Raw genomic sequence first — 16,714 nt, forward strand, 5'->3', positions numbered from 1 at the left:
CTCCCATTATTGACGATAACCACAAGCTGCAATAAGTAGCCCGTGTACCGTTTTTGAAAGTGCGACCAGATCATACTTATGATCGCTCATTACCCAATTGGTCACAACTTCATCCACTGTTCCAAAGATCATTTGTCTTGCCACGCGAACATTTAAATCTGCTTGAAATTCACCTTGTTTTATACCAGTCTCTAAAATCTCATCCATAACTTGTAAGTAGCCTTTTAATACTTCATTTATTTTAAGGCGCAAGTCTTGATTGGACTGCCTCAGCTCTAATTGCGTAACGATAGCAAGAGGATCATTTTGCGACAACAGCAAGAAGTGCGTTTCTACCAACATGAATAACTTCGATACAGCGCTTTCAATTCCTGCTGTTTTTTGACGAATTGTTTCGACAAATTCTCCCATCTTCTCTTGGAATAAGGATATTAATATATCTTCTTTATTTTTAAAATATAAATAAATCGTGCCATCAGCTACCCCAGCTTGCTTTGCGATTTTAGAAACTTGCGCTTGGTGGTACCCATTCTCCGCAATCACAATGACTGCCGCATCAATAATTTGATTGTATTTCGGTCTATTTTTCTTCACTTTACTGTCCCCTTCAAGAAGATGACTGAATGAATAGTCATTCATATTCTTATAATACTGACTATTTAGAAAAGTGTCAATCCTATTTTTTCAAAAAGAAAGGGCCTTAGCCCGTTTGCTCATCCTCATTCTTTCTCTTCTCTTCATCTATTAGAACACGGCGCAAAATTTTCCCTACTGTCGTTTTCGGCAATTCATCTCTAAACTCATATACTTTCGGCACTTTATAAGCCGCTAAATATTTACGTGCAAACTGATTTAATTCTTCCTCAGAGCACTCCGTACCTTCTTTTAACACAACAAATGCTTTAACTGTCTCTCCTCGGTACGGATCTGGAACTCCAATTGTCACTACTTCTTGCACTTTTTCATGCTCATATAATACTTCTTCAACTTCACGAGGATACACATTAAATCCACTCGCGACAATCATATCTTTCTTGCGATCTTTTACATAGAAAAATCCATCTTCATCCATGTAGCCAACATCACCTGTATGGAGCCAGCCATCTTGCAATACAGCCGCTGTTTCCTCTGGCTTATTCCAGTATCCTTTCATAATTTGAGGACCTTTCACTACAATTTCCCCTATTTCTCCTGGCGGTAATGCCTCACCAGTCTCAAGTGACATAATGATTGCTTCTGTATCTGGCCACGGAACTCCAATGCTACCTGGCACTCGCTTTTCCCATAAAAAATTACTATGTGTAACTGGAGAGGATTCTGTTAAACCATATCCCTCTACTAGTTTACCACCTGTAACTGTTTCGAACTTTTCCTGTACTTCTACTGGCAGTGGTGCTGATCCACTAATACAAGCACGAATAGAAGAAATATCGTATTCTTTTAAAAGTGGGCTATTTAAAAGAGCGATATAAATAGTTGGTGCCCCTGGAAATAGTGTCACTTTATGCTTCTTAATCGCTTCAAAAACCATTTTCATATCAAACTTTGGAATAAGGACCATTTTGTATCCTTGCATAACACTCAAATTCATAACAGCCGTCATGCCGTACACGTGGAAAAATGGAAGAACCCCAAGAACGACTTCTTCTCCTTCTTTGCAATTATATAACCATTGAACTCCCATTAACGTGTTAGAGACGAGGTTTTTATGCGTTAACATAACGCCTTTCGGAAATCCGGTTGTTCCTCCTGTGTACTGTAAAAGAGCTAGATCATTTTCAGGATCACAAGGCTCCTCAACATCCGTATTCACTTCTTTTTCTACTGAATTCCAAAGATGAATCGTTTCACTCTCTGATACTTTCACAACTAAATTTGACTGTTTTTTCTGCACAAATGGATACAATAGATTTTTAGGGAATGGTAAAAAGTCCGCAATACGAGTTACGATAATATGCTCAATTTTTGTAGCAGATTGAACATTCGTTACTCTTGGAAACACTAAATCGAGACAAAGAATTACTTTTGCTCCCGAGTCATGAAGCTGATATTCTAATTCTCTCTCTGTATACAGTGGATTTGTTTGTACTACGATACCTCCCGCAAGTAATGTGCCGTAATAACCAATTACAGCTTGCGGACAATTCGGCAACATAATAGCAACTCGATCACCCTTTTCCACACCGAGCTTTTGAAGATAATTTGCAAACCTCTTCACCTTATCATGGAAGTCCGAAAACGTAATATCCTTCCCTAAAAAGTGAAGCGCTTTCTTTTCTGGGTAGCGAGAAGCCATCTGTTCTACATATCTATGAAGCGGCTGAATATCATAAGAAATCGTACTCGGAATTTCCTCTGGATAACTTTTCAACCATGGTTTTTCCACCTTCATTCCCCCTTCAAATACATAAAAATAAATGAATGTTCATTCATGATGGTTATTTTCATTATATTATAGTCACCATAGCGTTACAATCATAATATTCTGACTTTTGTATAACTATGCTTTACTTCATTAACTTCTTATTATATGTAGAAACTCTCTTAATCTTAAAAGAGTAAGAGAGTTATAGTTTAACTTAATCTTATTATCGTTAACACTGCTCCTGGAGTAGTTGTTGATAATGTTGCGACAGCTAACAAACCAAATAATTGCAAGCTAATAGCATCTCCTGCTGCGAGAGTTGTAATGATTGTTGCACTAAATGATGTGGTTGCTACCGCAGGAGCATTAATCGTCCCAGCAAGTGCCCCTCCATTAATTGTAATCCGTGAACTGACTAATAATGAAGCCGTTATATTAATTGTATATGAAATATAATAATTACCAGCATTTGCAACCGTAAATACTGTGTTTCCACCAGAAACAGTAATTCCTGGACCGATGTTTTGATTATTTGGAAGCGGGACATTCGTTCCACCAAGAACTACAGATATCGCTGTTCCCGACGTATTATTTGCAAATGCATATGTCGCCGTGATACTTGTACCTGTTGCTCCCGTCGGACCTGTTGATCCTGTTGAACCCGTTGGACCTGTTGCTCCCGTCGATCCTGTTGGACCTGTTGATCCCGTCGGACCAGTTGATCCTGTCGATCCTGTTGGACCTGTTGAACCTGTTGAACCTGTCGCTCCCGTCGGACCTGTTGAACCTGTTGCTCCTGTTGAACCTGTCGCTCCGGTTGGACCTGTTGAACCCGTTGATCCCGTTGGACCTGTTGCTCCTGTTGCTCCTGTTGCTCCTGTTGCTCCCGTCGGACCTGTTGAACCTGTCGCTCCGGTTGGACCTGTTGAACCCGTTGATCCTGTTGAACCGGTTGCTCCCGTTGGACCTGTTGAACCCATTGGACCTGTTGGACCTGTTGGACCAAGCTTAGGGACTGTCCCATCACAACTAAAACAACACGAATCAACATGTACACCATTTTGATTATTACAACTACAATATCCATTTGTATTATTGAGCCATGAAGACATGTTGATTCCTTCCTTCAAATTCAATCTTATAAGTACAAGTAAGAAATTAAAAAACATTTATCAAATCAGACCGAAAGCTTTATTCAGTGGAGATAAATATAGATTTATCCCGTACATTCTAATAATTATTACATGCGATACTATCTCCTTTTGCTTGTACTTTCGCCTCTCTAGTTAAATGAAATTCCTTTTCTAAATTCTTCATACACATATGGATTTTAATCTTACATAACGATATTCGTATAATTCGTTATTTTTCAGCAAAATTTTAAAAATATAATTACGAATAAAAAACTTATTTTGGGAAAGAAGATGAAGAAAATTCTTAGTATTTTCATGGTTGTTCTTCTATTCGCTGTTGAATGCGGACAGCAAAAAAGAGGAGAAAAAGGTAACAACGATAGAAGATAAAAAGCAAACTATAACAATTAAACATACTGAAGGGGAAACAAAATTAGATAAACCGGCGAAAAAAGTTGCTATACTTGGAACACCTTATTTCTTATGGTTGATGAGGAAAAGTGGGAAGAAAGTTAATTAAAAGACGACTTCATATATGTGAAGCCGTCTTTTCCTATTATGGCAGAAAATTAATATAGGCTTTGTACATAATATATATAACAAGTGAATACATGATTATATTGAATACACTTCGTTTTAAAGTTAACTTTCTCTTTAATTTCTTATCTTGTAATCTCAATTCTATTCCATTTGCTATTTTCAACCTACCTACTATTTGAAATAACTCTCTGTAATCATCAGCATTTCCCAATAATACGTATTCCTTATCATTTTTATACTTTATATGCAGAAACTCGCTTCCACCTTTACGGTCTAATATTGTTTTCATATAAGCTACTTCATTCAATACACATACCTTTAAATCAACTTCATTATAATAACGATCCATAAAAAACACATACAACCGTTTATTTGTAACGATTAACACATTATTAATACCGAAGTTCATTGCAAGAACGCCTACCCCTAATGTCATGGCTGTGCCTGTCTGCCAATTTTTCACATGATGATTTTCGGCAAGCATACTATATAAAATCTCTTCGCTTCCCTGTAACTCTTCTTGTACAACCTCATAACAACGTTTCATTAAAATTGTTTTGGTTACAGTTTCTTTTGTACGATCTATTTTCGTTTTATCTATTTTCTCATCATTTCTATAATCATCTACAAAATTATCGCTATACTGTAAGTTATTTAATTCCTGAAGTAACTTTTCTTTATTCATTCCTTTTCCCCCCCAACAGCTTCTTCAATTTCTTTCTCCCTCTTGACAGCCTGCTATATACCGTATCTCGTGTCATACCGAATTCAAGCGCTATTTCTTGTACGCTATATTCATCTAAATACCTTTTTATAAAAATTTTCTTATCTTCTTCATTCAATTCTTTAATTAAAACGTAAAAATTATAATCTCTCTCTTCTTTTGTTAAATTGACATTTTTTCTATCTTCATATCTTTCTTGCTGAAACTCTTGTAATTGATAAGCCTTATTACTTTTTCGTTTATAATCAATGGCTTTAAACTTAGCGACAGATATAAGCCAGTTTCTAAACTTCCCACGATTTTCATCATAACTACTAATGTTGTACCAAACGATTAATAAAATATCGTCAACACATTCATCCACTAACACCTTACTATGTGCCGTATCTAAAATACTATGAACTACCTTATAAATTAAATCTCCATATCGATCAATCGCTGTATGTAATGCTAACATATCTTGTTTTCGAAGACCTTCTACTATTTCTATATCCTTCACCCTTATCACCACTCTTTATCCCATTCTTTATTCATTATATATACGAATGAGCACATTCGTTTCCTGACACTTTTACAAATATTTTCTAATTGTTTTCATATTGTAGCAATGCTTAATTAATTATTTCTTGTGGAACAGGGATTATATTATCTCTCACGAATTTAATCTATGAATAAAAATAGGAGGGATAACTATGTACCAAACAATTGAAGGCTTTTTACAATCATGGACATACGAGGCTGAGTCTACTCAGAAAATGCTTGATTCATTAACCGATGCATCTTTATCACAGGAAATTGCACCTGGGCACTGGACGTTAGGAAGAATTGCTTGGCACATCGTGACGGCAGTTCCTGTGATACTATCTGGCACAGGGCTAAAGTTTGAAGGAGAAACGAAAGATTATCCTGTTCCAACTTCTGCAAAAACAATTGCAGATGAATACCGTAAAGTAAACGCGGCTTTTGTTGAAACACTTCAAAGTAAATGGACTGATAAAGACTTAGCTACTATTAATGACTTCTTTGGTCGCCCTATGCCGAATTCTATATTTTTAATGACACTCATTAATCATCAAAATCACCACCGCGGACAAATGACGGTTTTAATGCGACAAGCTGGCTTAACAGTTCCTGGCGTATATGGCCCCGCAAAAGAAGAATGGGCTGCGGCTGGAATGGAAGCTCCTAAAATGTAACGACAAAAAAGACAAGATGTTTACATATCTTGTCTTTTTCTGTAACTTGTTTCATGTGAAACTATTTTTTCTTAATAGTTGTTTTATGGAAAAGATAGGTTAAAATGAATACATACTATGAAGAGGAGTAACCAAATTGAATACAAAGAATAAAAAAATAGCTATGGGCACTATTTTATTAACTTCTATTATTGGAGTTATTAGTGTATCTCTTTATTTCACCTATTATGGTACCCCTTGGGGAAAACAAGCAGCAATTACGGAATCAAAAGAATATATTACAAAATATTTTAATCTAGATGCAGAAGTCAAAAACACTTCTTACGATGCTAAAATGAATAGCTATGCAACCTCCTTTGAAACAAGTGGAGACGGAGAGTTTACTATCGAATATAAAAGTCCTAATAACTTTAACATTTCTCCAGGAGTGCAAAAGTATTTAAGCACACACTCTAAATTTACAGAGTAGTACCGAAACATACATATACAAAAAAGAGTTGGTGTAACGCCAACTCTTTTTCTTATTCTTTTCATACAGTTATATCTTCCTTCTCTATATTTTTAATGCCGTAATATGCAATCACAACTCCAATTGCCGCCAATGCTAGTTGAAGGGGAAGTAAAGTTGCTGTAGGAAACTCTGGGTTGGTATTCATTGCAATTGAGACAACGATAAGAGATGAAACAATTGTAGTTGGCACTGAACGTTTACGCATTCCGAAATATAATGGGATTAAACTCATCCCCGCAGTTGCAATGGCTAAAGGAACTAGTTTTATTCCTTCTTGCACCAATTGATCTACTGTGAATGAATGAGGAAGAATTGAAAAACAACTATCTATCCCAAAGAAAATTCCTACTACTAAAATGTTAGATACAATAACTGTTATAAATGTTACTATCGCTGTAATAGCCAACTTACTAGCCATCATTTTCTTTCGATTAATGGGATAAGAAAACATGAGTAGTATTGTTTTATTTTTATATTCGTCAATTATTAACCTTGCTATTAATACACTACCAAAAATAATAAATGTTGCTCTTACTACTGTACTAGCCATTAACAAAATCATCTGCGGATCTCTTATTTCTGGATCTCCTTCTATTTGTGCAATGAAACTAACAAAGATTAATAATGCCAGTATAATAATATTTGCAATAACTGCTCCCCTCACATACCATCCAAACTTAAATTTCTTCAATTCTAACTTCATAAGACGTAGCATGATATTCCTCCTTCCTCCTTGGACTTAATCAATATAAATGACTCCTGTTTCACTTAAAATCTTCGCTTCATTTTTTGCATCACCAATCGTTCCTACTTTTATTTTGTCTGTATTTTTATCTTTCTTAAGTCCTTTTAAATCCACTATTACGTCAGCCGAATTACTTTTAGCCATAAGCTTCAATGATGCAGGGACACCTTTATACCGTACGCCAATATCACCTGATTTTGTTTCTATAAATAATGATTTTCCTTCTGTCATATCTTTCAGTAATACTTCCCCAGATGTTGATGTGATGTTCATATTTGAGTTACTTACATTTGTTATATAGTTATCACCAGTCGTAGACTTTATATTTAATTCTTGTACTGAACTACCTTTTAAAACTAACTCTCCACTTTGCGATATAAATTCACCTTTCTCGGCTGATAGTCCTGTAATCATTTCATCTCCAGACTTGCCTTTTGTCATGATATTTTTTACTACTATATCTCTTATTTTCACATCACCCGATTTATTATTTACTACAATTTTATCTATTTCTTTCTTCGGAATAGCTATAGATATACTATTTTTCTTCCTAAACGTGAAACCATTAAAAAATCTGTTCATCTTTTGTTTTTGCTTAATCACAATTTTATTTTCATCATTTTCTATTTTGACAGGATCTATCTCTTTATCTGCTTGTTCACCTTGAGCGGAAATTACTATTTTATTAGCGTCTGTACTTTTAAATTCAAGATTCCAGTTTTCATTGTCTACTTCTATTTCTTTTATATTATTTATCTCAAAAGACTTTTCTTTCTTAAAATCTTTCCCCTGAAATACCTTAATACCAAAAACTACACTAGCAATTGTAATGAATAATATTGCAATTACTATCATTTTTTTCACTATTCATACCCCAGTTCGTTTTTGTTTTAAGCTTGCTTCACGCCACATCGATCTTGTCGATTTTACGATATGAAAGATAACTGATGAAAATTCCTAATAAACAGAGCACTATTGGGATAGCTATAAAATTAAACAGACTTACTTGACCGTTTCCAGGACCAAAGTTACTACTAATTAGCATTCCGATTATTACTGCAGAAGTAATTGTTGTGGGTGTCGATTTCTTTCTCATCCCAAAAAATAAAGGAATTAAACTTATACCAGATATCATAAATGCACTTATAAAAGTAGTTGGAACGATAGATATTATTTCACCTATCGTAGCTGGTGTTTCAATCAGTCCCATCATTGGACTCACAAAATATACAAGCAAACTGATACTGAAAGTAGCGATAATCGTGCTCACAAAACAAAAACAAAAAACAATTGTTAATTTCGCTCTCATTAGCATTTTTCGTTGCAATGGGTACATAAATAGTAGTTGCATTGTTTTGTTCTTATACTCATCAATTACTAAACGTGATAAAATGACCGAACTAAAAATAATGAATGTTATCCTAATAAAAGTGTTTATTAAAACCATTTGTTGCGTGAAGTCAAAGAAGAGCACGTCTCCCTCGGCTTTCATTCCCAACGCCATAAGGCTTACTGCAGCGAAAATTGCTATAATACAAATTGCTACCCCTTTAAAGTAACTAGATAATTTATGTTTCTTCCATTCGAGCTTCATTAATCTAAGCATACAAACCACTCCTCCATTCTTTATATAACTGTCTTTATGCTGCTAACATTCTAATTCCAGCAGTAACGAAGCTTAACATTCCTATTACTATTAGAATTAACAACCATTTCCGCTCAGGTTTTCTATAATATAAAATCCCACTTATGAACATTACGATCAATCCACTTAGTAGATTCACTAACAATCCATTAAGCATGAATGCCCTCTCCATCCATTACATTTAAGAAATATTCTTCTAAGGAACTATGTTTCTTATTAATACTTTCAATTTCCACATCGTTCATAATAAGTGCTTTTGAAATGGCCTGCTGAGACGCTAACGTATCATACACACGAATCATGGTTCCACTCATTATTTTGTAGTTTTTTATACCAAGTTTATCTTCTAAAATATAAGCTGCACGTTTCACATCAGGAACAGTGATTTCAATGTACTCTGTTTGTTTTCCGTTAATACTCTTCATTGAAACTTCTTTTATTAGTTTTCCATTTTGAATCACACCAATTGTATCGGCCATTAGTTCCATTTCACCTAAAATATGACTAGAAACTAATAATGTAATGCCATATTCTTTGCAGAGCATTTTAAATAAGTCTCGTAACTCTTTAATACCAATTGGATCTAAACCGTTAATTGGTTCATCTAAAATGAGCAATTCTGGCTTTGTCACGATTGCTCTTGCAATACCGAGTCGTTGTTTCATTCCTAATGAAAAATCTTTTACTTTTTTATTATCTACCCCTTGTAGTTTCACTAAATGTAAAGCATGGTCAATTGCATTTTTATCGTAGTAGCCCATGTATTCACAATGTAGGTCTAAGTTTTCTTTCGCCGTTAATTTATCATAAAAGATTGGGTATTCAATAATTGTCCCCATTCTTTTTAATACTTCATAAGATGTATCTGTTAATTTCTCACCGAAGATTTCAATATCACCACTCGTCGGTTTTATTAAATTTGTAATCATTTTCATAATCGTTGTTTTACCAGCACCGTTTGGTCCTAAAAAACCGTAAATTTCTCCTTTTTTCACATGCATGTTAACACCGGAAATAACTTCTTTCCCTTTAAACACTTTCGTTAACTGGTTTGTTTTTAATATATATGTCATGTTACTTTCCCCTTTCGCAATACTCTATATTTCTATAATAGACAACGGAAATCTCTTTTTTCTTACCCGTTTCTTACAAATTCCTTACGCTGAAAAAAAGCTTGTAGAATCTACTGCTCTACAAGCTAAAACTGTATCTTTGTTAATGCAATTGTAAAAATTGTTTTTTCATACGGTTTACTAGAAAGATGAATTTTTCCGTCCATCGCTTCCACAAGCCGTTTCGTAATCGTTAATCCTAGACCGCTTCCTTGGTACAATCTATTTCTTGAATCTTCAAGTGTGTACATACGCTCAAACACTTTATCAATATGAGATTCATCAATCCCTTTTCCTTTATCCCATACATCTATATACACGCCCGTGTCATCATCTCTTAACGTCATACCGAGTGCCTTTCCATCGTCTCCATATGTAATTGCATTTGATATTAAATTATTCAATACCCTACCTAATACTTCTACATTTCCAAGTGCATATATATTTCTTTCTGGTATATCAATATGAACCTGAAAACCTTTCGTCGTCACTAAATCATAAAATGATAAAATCTTCTCGCGGCAAACTTCATTCATATTTATTTTTGTCATTTCAATTGCTTTGTCACCAGATTCTAATTTCGCTAAATCAAAAAACTTATGAATTAATTCCATCACTTCTAGTGTTTTCGTATGCACTTTCTCAAGTAATATTTGTTGTTCTTCTTTATTTATCGTTTTATCCTTATTTAACATTTCTGTATATCCAAGAATAACTGTTAGTGGTGTTTTCAAGTCATGCGAAATATTTGAAAGCATTTTTCTCATCGAAATTTCTACTTTTGCATGATCTGCATTCGTTTTCTGTTTTGCATCTAATAATTGATTAATCGCCACTAATAATTTTTGCAATTCTAGATCATCTGTCATAACGAGTAACGTCTCACCTGTTTTTTCATTTACAATACTTTCTAACTTTTCATATGTGTATCGTAAATTTTTACTACTATTTTTTCTCATTTTATATTGCATATAAATAACACATAACAATATAAAAATAATACCTATTAACAAATTGATCATATTACATCACTTCCAGCTTATAGCCGATGCCCCATAGCGTTTTAATATATTCTGGATTAGATGGATCACTTTCGATTTTCTCACGCAATCTTCTCATATGAACATTAATAACGTTATCGTCACCGTAATACTCTTCATTCCAAACTAACGTATATATTTGCGCTTTCGTAAATACACGATTTTGGTTCTTTACGAATAGCTTTAAAATCTCAAATTCTTTTAAAGTAAGTTTGAGAGGCTTCCCGTTTTTTTCTACAGTAAAATTAATTGGATCAATTGTTAAATCACCAATTTGAATCATTTTTTCTATTGTTTCTGTAGCCGAGTATTTCGTAGACCTCCGAATACCTGCTTTTACACGTGCAGCCAATTCAATCATAGAAAACGGCTTACAAATGTAATCATCTGCTCCAAGTCCTAATCCAACAGCTTTATCAACATCTGTATCTTTTGCCGACATCATTAAAATCGGAACTGCACTTTTTTCTCGAATGATTCGTACAACCTCTAAGCCATCTAGCTTTGGCATCATAATGTCAAGGATAATCAAATCAAATGAACCTTTTAAATATGTGTTCACGCCTTCTTCTCCATCAGACGCAATCGTAACTTGAAAGCCTTCCTTTATTAAATACTTTTCCACCATCTCTTGAATTGAGATATCATCTTCAACTAATAAAATATGATGTGACATATGTCTATCCCCTTTTTACAAACGTTAACAATCCAATTGTATCGTAACTACTACAGACTGGAAACAATTATATGAATTTTCAAACCAACTTCCCTTCCTTCCTTAACAATGATATGATGAAATTCACTACGATTGTTCATAATTAACTTTATATAAAGGAGACTTATCATGTCAGAAAACAAAAAAGTAAGCTTAGCTGATTTAATGCGTGAACAACTTGCTAAGAAAAAGCAAGGAAATGGAAATGGTCAAAATGCAAAAAATCAAAGCCAAGAAACAAAAAAATTACAAAACCAACAAACAAAGAAAACAAACAACCAACGTAGACGTACAGGTGTATAAATGAACGGACAAAAACGTTCTAATATCGCCCCCGGTCTTGAAGTTGATATTGTATTAAAACAAGATCAACGAACAGGCAAATTAACACGTGGAATTGTAAAAGATATTTTAACAAACTCCCCTTCCCATCCGCATGGCATTAAAGTGCGATTGCAGGACGGGCAAGTCGGTAGAGTACAAAATATCGTTCAATAAGAAAAGGAGCTCAAGTAAACTCGAGCTCCTTTTCTTTATTAACCTTTAATTTTCTCGATGAAAACTACTTTTAAGTAGTCTCCTTCTTTAAATTGATCAATGGTACGGAAATCTTCTGGTAAAGAATGTTCTTCTAATATTTTATATTTGCCATTCATTTCTTTAAAGGCTGTATCGATAAAGCCTTTAAACTTTTTCATATCGAATGCGCTACAGTTTGTAGAAGCAACGATAATACCGTTATTTTCTGTAATAGCAATTGTTTCTTTTAATAAATTTTTATAATCTTTTGCTGCACTAAATGTATATTTTTTTGAGCGTGCAAAGCTTGGAGGATCAAGTACGACCATATCAAATTTCATTTTTTTCTTCGCTGCATATTTGAAGTAAAGAAATACATCTTCTACAATAATATCTTGCGCTTCATAATCAACTTCATTTACACTAAACTGCTCAATCGTTTTACTTAAACTACGATTTGCAAGGTCAACACTCGTCGTTTTACTCGCTCCGCCAAGAGCTGCAAATACAGAGAAAGCACCTGTATAAGAGAACATATTTAACACTGTTCTTCCTTTTGCATATTTATCACGAATTTGTTTTCGAACGTTACGTTGATCTAAAAATACCCCAACCATTGCCCCATCATTTAAATAAACCGCAAAGTTTACACCGTTCTCTTTTACGATAAGTGGGAACTCGCCGCGCTCTCCTGCTACGAAATCATCCCCCTCAATATATTTCCCTTTCGTATCAAAACGCTTTTTCTCATAAATACCTTTAAAGTTTGCTACTTTTTGAAGAGCGGCTATAATCTCATCTCTGAAAGTATAAATCCCTTCACTATACCAACTTACTACATAATAGCCATCATAATAATCGATAATTAGTCCTCCAAGACCATCACCTTCACCATTCACCACACGGAATGCTGTCGTATCACTTGATTTGTAAAATTGCTTTCGTTTATGTAAGGCAGATTTGATTTTACTTTCAAAGAAAGATTGATTAATTTGTTCACTCTCTTTTCTCGTTAAAATCCAGCCGTACCCTTTATTTTGTTTTCCATAATAGCCTTTTCCGATAAATTGGTTCTTCTCATCTACTACTTTAATGATTGTTCCTTCTTCACGAACATCATTTAAATTTTGAATCGCATCTTTTAAAATAAGCGGATATCCACTTTTAATTTCTTTTATAAATTTCGGTTTTATTTTTACAGTTACTTCTGATCGCATATAATAACTTCCTTTCCATTTGCATGCTTTCTCTACAGGAAGCATTTAAAAAACGAGACTGAAAAAACAGCCTCGTTTCACTATACCATATTATTGCTTTGCTAGTACAACTCGCTCATTCTCTCGCTTAACTGCCACATATTTACTACATTTTGAACTGGAAATCTTACTGTCCAATATAATATAAAAAACTTTTATATTTCACATTTAGCATTGACAATGATAATGATTTTCATTATCATTTAATGTATATGAGTTCTCGAAAATAAAGGCTATATTTATAGGAGGAATAAACATGATTATCGTTACAAATACAGCTAAAATTACAAAGGGAAATGGACATAAATTAATTGAGCGTTTTAATAAAGTAGGTAAAGTTGAAACGATGCCAGGCTTTTTAGGTCTAGAAGTTCTTTTAACGCAAAATACAGTTGATTATGATGAAGTAACAATTAGCACTCGCTGGAATGCAAAAGAAGATTTCCAAGGTTGGACAAAGAGCGCTGCATTTAAAGATGCTCACTCACATCAAGGCGGAATGCCAGAATATATTCTTGATAATAAAATTGCTTACTATGATGTAAAAGTTGTACGTATGCCAATGGCTGCAGCACAGTAAAAACAGTCCTTTTTTAAAGTATAGAATATGAGAAGCGTTATCTATCACTTCTCATATTCTATACTTTTTTCTTTAATTTCTTTTTATTAATTTTGCGTGTACAACTAGCCTTCCAGCCTCTGGATCAAGCGCATAGTCACAAGTAGAAAGTGTTACGATTTCATCATTAGCCGTCAATTCCGTATCCGTTTTGTACAGTGATTTTTCTTGAATTTCCTTTAAGAACGATGTATATGCTGCATCATTTTCAAAATCCGTTTCAATGTAATAAAAGTCCGTTGTTGTCGTGTATACTGAAAAAACTTCCACGTCGTATCCTTCAAATAATGTATCGTAATATAATTTACGATGAGACATAAAAAAGTCTTCATCCAACATCTTTTTTAAACTACCAAACATAGAACCGTCTTTCATACGATGGCCATATAAAATCGTATTTCGATTTTGAGATTTCACATCATTACGATGGTCCATAAAAATGCTTCCCGCTCTCATATCTTCACCTTTATAATTACGAAATAAATAGTAATCATTATCTTTTGCTTGAACGATTGGATAATTAATTTGTGTATCATCCATCGTAATCCATCCGACTATCTCTGGATTAATTTTCTGGAGATCCTGAAACTGTTTACGTACCTCTCCATCTTCTGATTTTTCTTCCATTGGACTTCTTTTATAAATATGTTGTGCCTCAGCCATTACTTTACGATTTTCATAATAATCCATGAAAATCCCGCCCAACTCATACATTGAATAGAAAAAGATTCCTAAAAACACAATTGTAAGTATGCGTTGAAAAAAAGAATTCTTTTTCCGTCCTTTCTTACTATTCAAATTATCACCTCAAAACGGATTATGCTCAGCCTTTAGATTCCCATAGGTACCATGTACAATCCGGTATCTTCATCCTGCTTTACAATGACATCTACACCATATATTGCTTTAATCATTTCTTCTGTTATTACATCATTAGGATTACCTTTCGTAATGATTTCTCCATCTTTCATAACGATAATATGGTCGCTATAACGAATGGCTTGATTAATATCATGTAATACCATTACAATCGTTAGTCCATGCACTTCATTTAACTCTTTCACTAACTCTAATATTTCTAGCTGATAGTAAATATCTAAATATGTGGTCGGCTCATCTAAGAAGAGCATTGGTGTATTTTGAGCTAATGTCATTGCGATCCAAACTCGCTGCCTCTCTCCACCAGATAAATCATAAATTGGCTTATCACGCTTACTTTGTAAATTCGTACATACTAGCGCACGCTCAATCGCTTCTCTATCTTCATCTGTTTGCGGAGAGAATATATTTTTATATGGCATACGCCCGAAGCTTATTAGCTTTTCCACTGTAATATCTGCTGGAGCCTCATTTTGTTGATGGACAACCGCTAGTTTTCTAGCAAACTCTTTCGGTTTATATTCACTAATCGCTTTCCCATCAAGTATTACTTCTCCACTGCTAGGAGCGTGGTTTCTAGACATGACACTAAGTAATGTTGATTTCCCACATCCATTCGGTCCAATGATTGTTGTAATTTTCCCAATTTCTATTTCACTACTAACAGACTTTAATCGATTTGTTACGTTATCGTATGAAAAGGTTACATTTTTAATTTCCATGAACTTTATCACTCTTTCCAAGCAAGAATATTAAGAATGGACCACCAATAACCGCCATAATTGTTGCTGCTGGAATTTCGTTAGGTGGCACAATTAACCTTCCAATCGTATCTGCCGTCAAAATTAATAACGCCCCTGCAAGAGCAGAAAATGGAATTAATACTTTATGGTCTGAACCGACTAATTGTCTTGAAATATGCGGAACTAGTAATCCTACAAAAGCAATAACACCTACAATCGCTGTTGATACTGCCGCTAAGAGTACTGCAATGGCAGAAATAATAAGACGAACTCTCGTCACGTGCAAGCCTAAGTTTTTCGCAGTCTTATCTTGTAGCGATAATAAGTTACACCAAGCTCCTACGAACAGAGCAAGAATAAGACCAATCGTTCCATAAGTCACCATTATTTCTACATCGCCCCACGTCTTCATTGTTATGTTAGAAGTCGTCGTTTGCTTAATACTCTTAATAAAATATCCACAAATCGTAACGAATGATTCATTTAATCCAGTAAACATTGCATTAATGGCAATACCAATTAAAATAATGCGAAGCGGGCTTAATCCTGATTTCCATGAAAACGAATAAACGAGATAACATGCAAGCGCACCACCTAAAAAGGCGAATACGGGTGTCCAGAAAAAGAATTGCGGGAACAACGTAATAATAACGAGTGTCATAAAACTTGCTCCTGAAGATATACCGATTACCCCAGCATCAGCGAGTGGATTTTTCATAACAGCTTGAAAAAGCACACCTGAAACAGCGAGAGCCGCTCCAGTGAACAACGCAATAATAATACGCGGAAAACGTAAATCTTTAATGACTTCAACATCTTCATTTCCACCTGTAAATATCCCTTGTACAAGTTCAACAATACCTACTTCTAAACTACCTTTCATCGCTGACAATGATGTCATAACAATAAGCAATGCAGTAACAATGAGGAAACTCCAAGTTTTTTTATTCATTCTACTCTTCCTTTATATTA

At 34.4% G+C, this 16,714-nt stretch carries 21 protein-coding genes and 1 pseudogene; 6 read left to right on the plus strand and 16 right to left on the minus strand.

Going from position 1 to position 16,714, the window contains the following annotated elements; translation table 11 throughout:
• Nucleotides 1–6: 6 nt before the first annotated feature.
• From DN407_RS22345 to DN407_RS32970, 3 genes are all read right to left on the minus strand, one after another.
• Entirely contained in the window at nt 7–594 is a 588-nt protein-coding gene (locus DN407_RS22345) for a fatty acid metabolism transcriptional regulator FadR (protein ID WP_000742223.1), read from the minus strand.
• Between the two features lie 106 nt (nt 595–700).
• Nucleotides 701–2,386, minus strand: a complete 1,686-nt coding sequence (locus tag DN407_RS22350; protein WP_000414742.1) for a long-chain-fatty-acid--CoA ligase — start codon at nt 2,384–2,386, stop codon at nt 701–703.
• Between the two features lie 188 nt (nt 2,387–2,574).
• Nucleotides 2,575–3,477 (minus strand): collagen-like protein, encoded by a 903-nt coding sequence (locus tag DN407_RS32970; RefSeq protein WP_149216638.1) that lies wholly within the window; start codon nt 3,475–3,477, stop codon nt 2,575–2,577.
• A 312-nt stretch (nt 3,478–3,789) separates the two neighbouring features.
• Here DN407_RS32970 and DN407_RS22360 point away from each other — a divergent pair.
• Nucleotides 3,790–3,976 (plus strand): annotated as a pseudogene (locus tag DN407_RS22360) (ABC transporter substrate-binding protein); the annotation flags it as partial.
• 78 nt (nt 3,977–4,054) lie between these two features.
• On the opposite strand, the gene DN407_RS22365 reads toward DN407_RS22360, so the two are convergent.
• Nucleotides 4,055–4,723, minus strand: coding sequence for a hypothetical protein (locus tag DN407_RS22365; protein WP_001031138.1), 669 nt, complete (start codon nt 4,721–4,723; stop codon nt 4,055–4,057).
• On the minus strand, nt 4,716–5,261 hold the full coding sequence (locus tag DN407_RS22370) for a sigma-70 family RNA polymerase sigma factor (protein ID WP_000651615.1): 546 nt from the start codon (nt 5,259–5,261) through the stop codon (nt 4,716–4,718). Before DN407_RS22370 ends, DN407_RS22365 begins: the two co-directional genes overlap by 8 nt.
• A gap of 193 nt (nt 5,262–5,454) precedes the next feature.
• Here DN407_RS22370 and DN407_RS22375 point away from each other — a divergent pair, with 193 nt between their 5' ends.
• Both DN407_RS22375 and DN407_RS22380 read left to right on the plus strand, forming a co-directional pair.
• Complete coding sequence (locus tag DN407_RS22375; protein ID WP_000284977.1) at nt 5,455–5,958, plus strand: DinB family protein; 504 nt, start codon at nt 5,455–5,457, stop codon at nt 5,956–5,958.
• A 136-nt stretch (nt 5,959–6,094) separates the two neighbouring features.
• Nucleotides 6,095–6,427, plus strand: a complete 333-nt coding sequence (locus DN407_RS22380; protein ID WP_149216639.1) for a YfjL-like protein — start codon at nt 6,095–6,097, stop codon at nt 6,425–6,427.
• A gap of 61 nt (nt 6,428–6,488) precedes the next feature.
• Here the strand turns inward: DN407_RS22380 and DN407_RS22385 are convergent, their stop codons facing one another.
• The 7 genes from DN407_RS22385 to DN407_RS22410 form a co-directional block, all read right to left on the minus strand.
• Nucleotides 6,489–7,184, minus strand: a complete 696-nt coding sequence (locus DN407_RS22385) for an ABC transporter permease (RefSeq protein WP_048656672.1) — start codon at nt 7,182–7,184, stop codon at nt 6,489–6,491.
• A 24-nt stretch (nt 7,185–7,208) separates the two neighbouring features.
• Nucleotides 7,209–8,078, minus strand: coding sequence for a DUF4097 family beta strand repeat-containing protein (locus tag DN407_RS22390; RefSeq protein WP_070756975.1), 870 nt, complete (start codon nt 8,076–8,078; stop codon nt 7,209–7,211).
• A gap of 37 nt (nt 8,079–8,115) precedes the next feature.
• Nucleotides 8,116–8,820 (minus strand): ABC transporter permease, encoded by a 705-nt coding sequence (locus DN407_RS22395; protein ID WP_000945211.1) that lies wholly within the window; start codon nt 8,818–8,820, stop codon nt 8,116–8,118.
• A 34-nt stretch (nt 8,821–8,854) separates the two neighbouring features.
• The gene (locus DN407_RS31715; RefSeq protein ID WP_000931763.1) at nt 8,855–9,016 is read right to left on the minus strand and encodes a hypothetical protein; all 162 of its coding nucleotides are present in this window, start codon (nt 9,014–9,016) and stop codon (nt 8,855–8,857) included.
• A complete protein-coding gene (locus tag DN407_RS22400) occupies nt 9,009–9,932 on the minus strand; it encodes an ABC transporter ATP-binding protein (RefSeq protein WP_000221066.1) in 924 nt (307 codons plus the stop codon). Before DN407_RS22400 ends, DN407_RS31715 begins: the two co-directional genes overlap by 8 nt.
• Before the next feature lie 125 nt (nt 9,933–10,057).
• The gene (locus DN407_RS22405) at nt 10,058–10,993 is read right to left on the minus strand and encodes a HAMP domain-containing histidine kinase (protein WP_049107067.1); all 936 of its coding nucleotides are present in this window, start codon (nt 10,991–10,993) and stop codon (nt 10,058–10,060) included.
• A 1-nt stretch (nt 10,994) separates the two neighbouring features.
• Nucleotides 10,995–11,687 carry a response regulator transcription factor gene (locus DN407_RS22410; protein ID WP_000018029.1) on the minus strand — a complete coding sequence of 231 codons (693 nt, stop codon included), beginning with the start codon at nt 11,685–11,687 and terminating at the stop codon, nt 10,995–10,997.
• A gap of 168 nt (nt 11,688–11,855) precedes the next feature.
• Here DN407_RS22410 and DN407_RS31720 point away from each other — a divergent pair, with 168 nt between their 5' ends.
• Both DN407_RS31720 and DN407_RS22415 read left to right on the plus strand, forming a co-directional pair.
• Nucleotides 11,856–12,029, plus strand: a complete 174-nt coding sequence (locus tag DN407_RS31720; RefSeq protein ID WP_001293578.1) for a hypothetical protein — start codon at nt 11,856–11,858, stop codon at nt 12,027–12,029.
• The gene (locus tag DN407_RS22415; RefSeq protein ID WP_001014310.1) at nt 12,030–12,224 is read left to right on the plus strand and encodes a YwbE family protein; all 195 of its coding nucleotides are present in this window, start codon (nt 12,030–12,032) and stop codon (nt 12,222–12,224) included.
• 38 nt (nt 12,225–12,262) lie between these two features.
• Here the strand turns inward: DN407_RS22415 and DN407_RS22420 are convergent, their stop codons facing one another.
• Nucleotides 12,263–13,462 (minus strand): class I SAM-dependent rRNA methyltransferase, encoded by a 1,200-nt coding sequence (locus tag DN407_RS22420; RefSeq protein ID WP_001255971.1) that lies wholly within the window; start codon nt 13,460–13,462, stop codon nt 12,263–12,265.
• Between the two features lie 295 nt (nt 13,463–13,757).
• On the opposite strand from DN407_RS22420, the gene isdG reads away from it, so the two are divergent.
• On the plus strand, nt 13,758–14,081 hold the full coding sequence (gene isdG / locus DN407_RS22425; protein WP_000587818.1) for a heme oxygenase: 324 nt from the start codon (nt 13,758–13,760) through the stop codon (nt 14,079–14,081).
• A gap of 72 nt (nt 14,082–14,153) precedes the next feature.
• On the opposite strand, the gene srtB is transcribed toward isdG, so the two are convergent.
• Genes srtB through DN407_RS22440 form a run of 3 tightly spaced genes read right to left on the minus strand, consistent with a single transcriptional unit; the run spans nt 14,154 to nt 16,694 of the window.
• Nucleotides 14,154–14,918, minus strand: a complete 765-nt coding sequence (srtB, locus tag DN407_RS22430; RefSeq protein WP_001086121.1) for a class B sortase — start codon at nt 14,916–14,918, stop codon at nt 14,154–14,156.
• Nucleotides 14,919–14,950: 32 nt separating this feature from the next.
• On the minus strand, nt 14,951–15,721 hold the full coding sequence (locus DN407_RS22435) for an ABC transporter ATP-binding protein (protein ID WP_149216640.1): 771 nt from the start codon (nt 15,719–15,721) through the stop codon (nt 14,951–14,953).
• Nucleotides 15,711–16,694 (minus strand): FecCD family ABC transporter permease, encoded by a 984-nt coding sequence (locus DN407_RS22440; protein ID WP_097796817.1) that lies wholly within the window; start codon nt 16,692–16,694, stop codon nt 15,711–15,713. Before DN407_RS22440 ends, DN407_RS22435 begins: the two co-directional genes overlap by 11 nt.
• Between the last annotated feature and the right edge of the window lie 20 nt (nt 16,695–16,714).

Source organism: Bacillus sp. JAS24-2 (assembly GCF_008274905.1).
GTDB classification, from domain to species: domain Bacteria; phylum Bacillota; class Bacilli; order Bacillales; family Bacillaceae_G; genus Bacillus_A; species Bacillus_A cereus.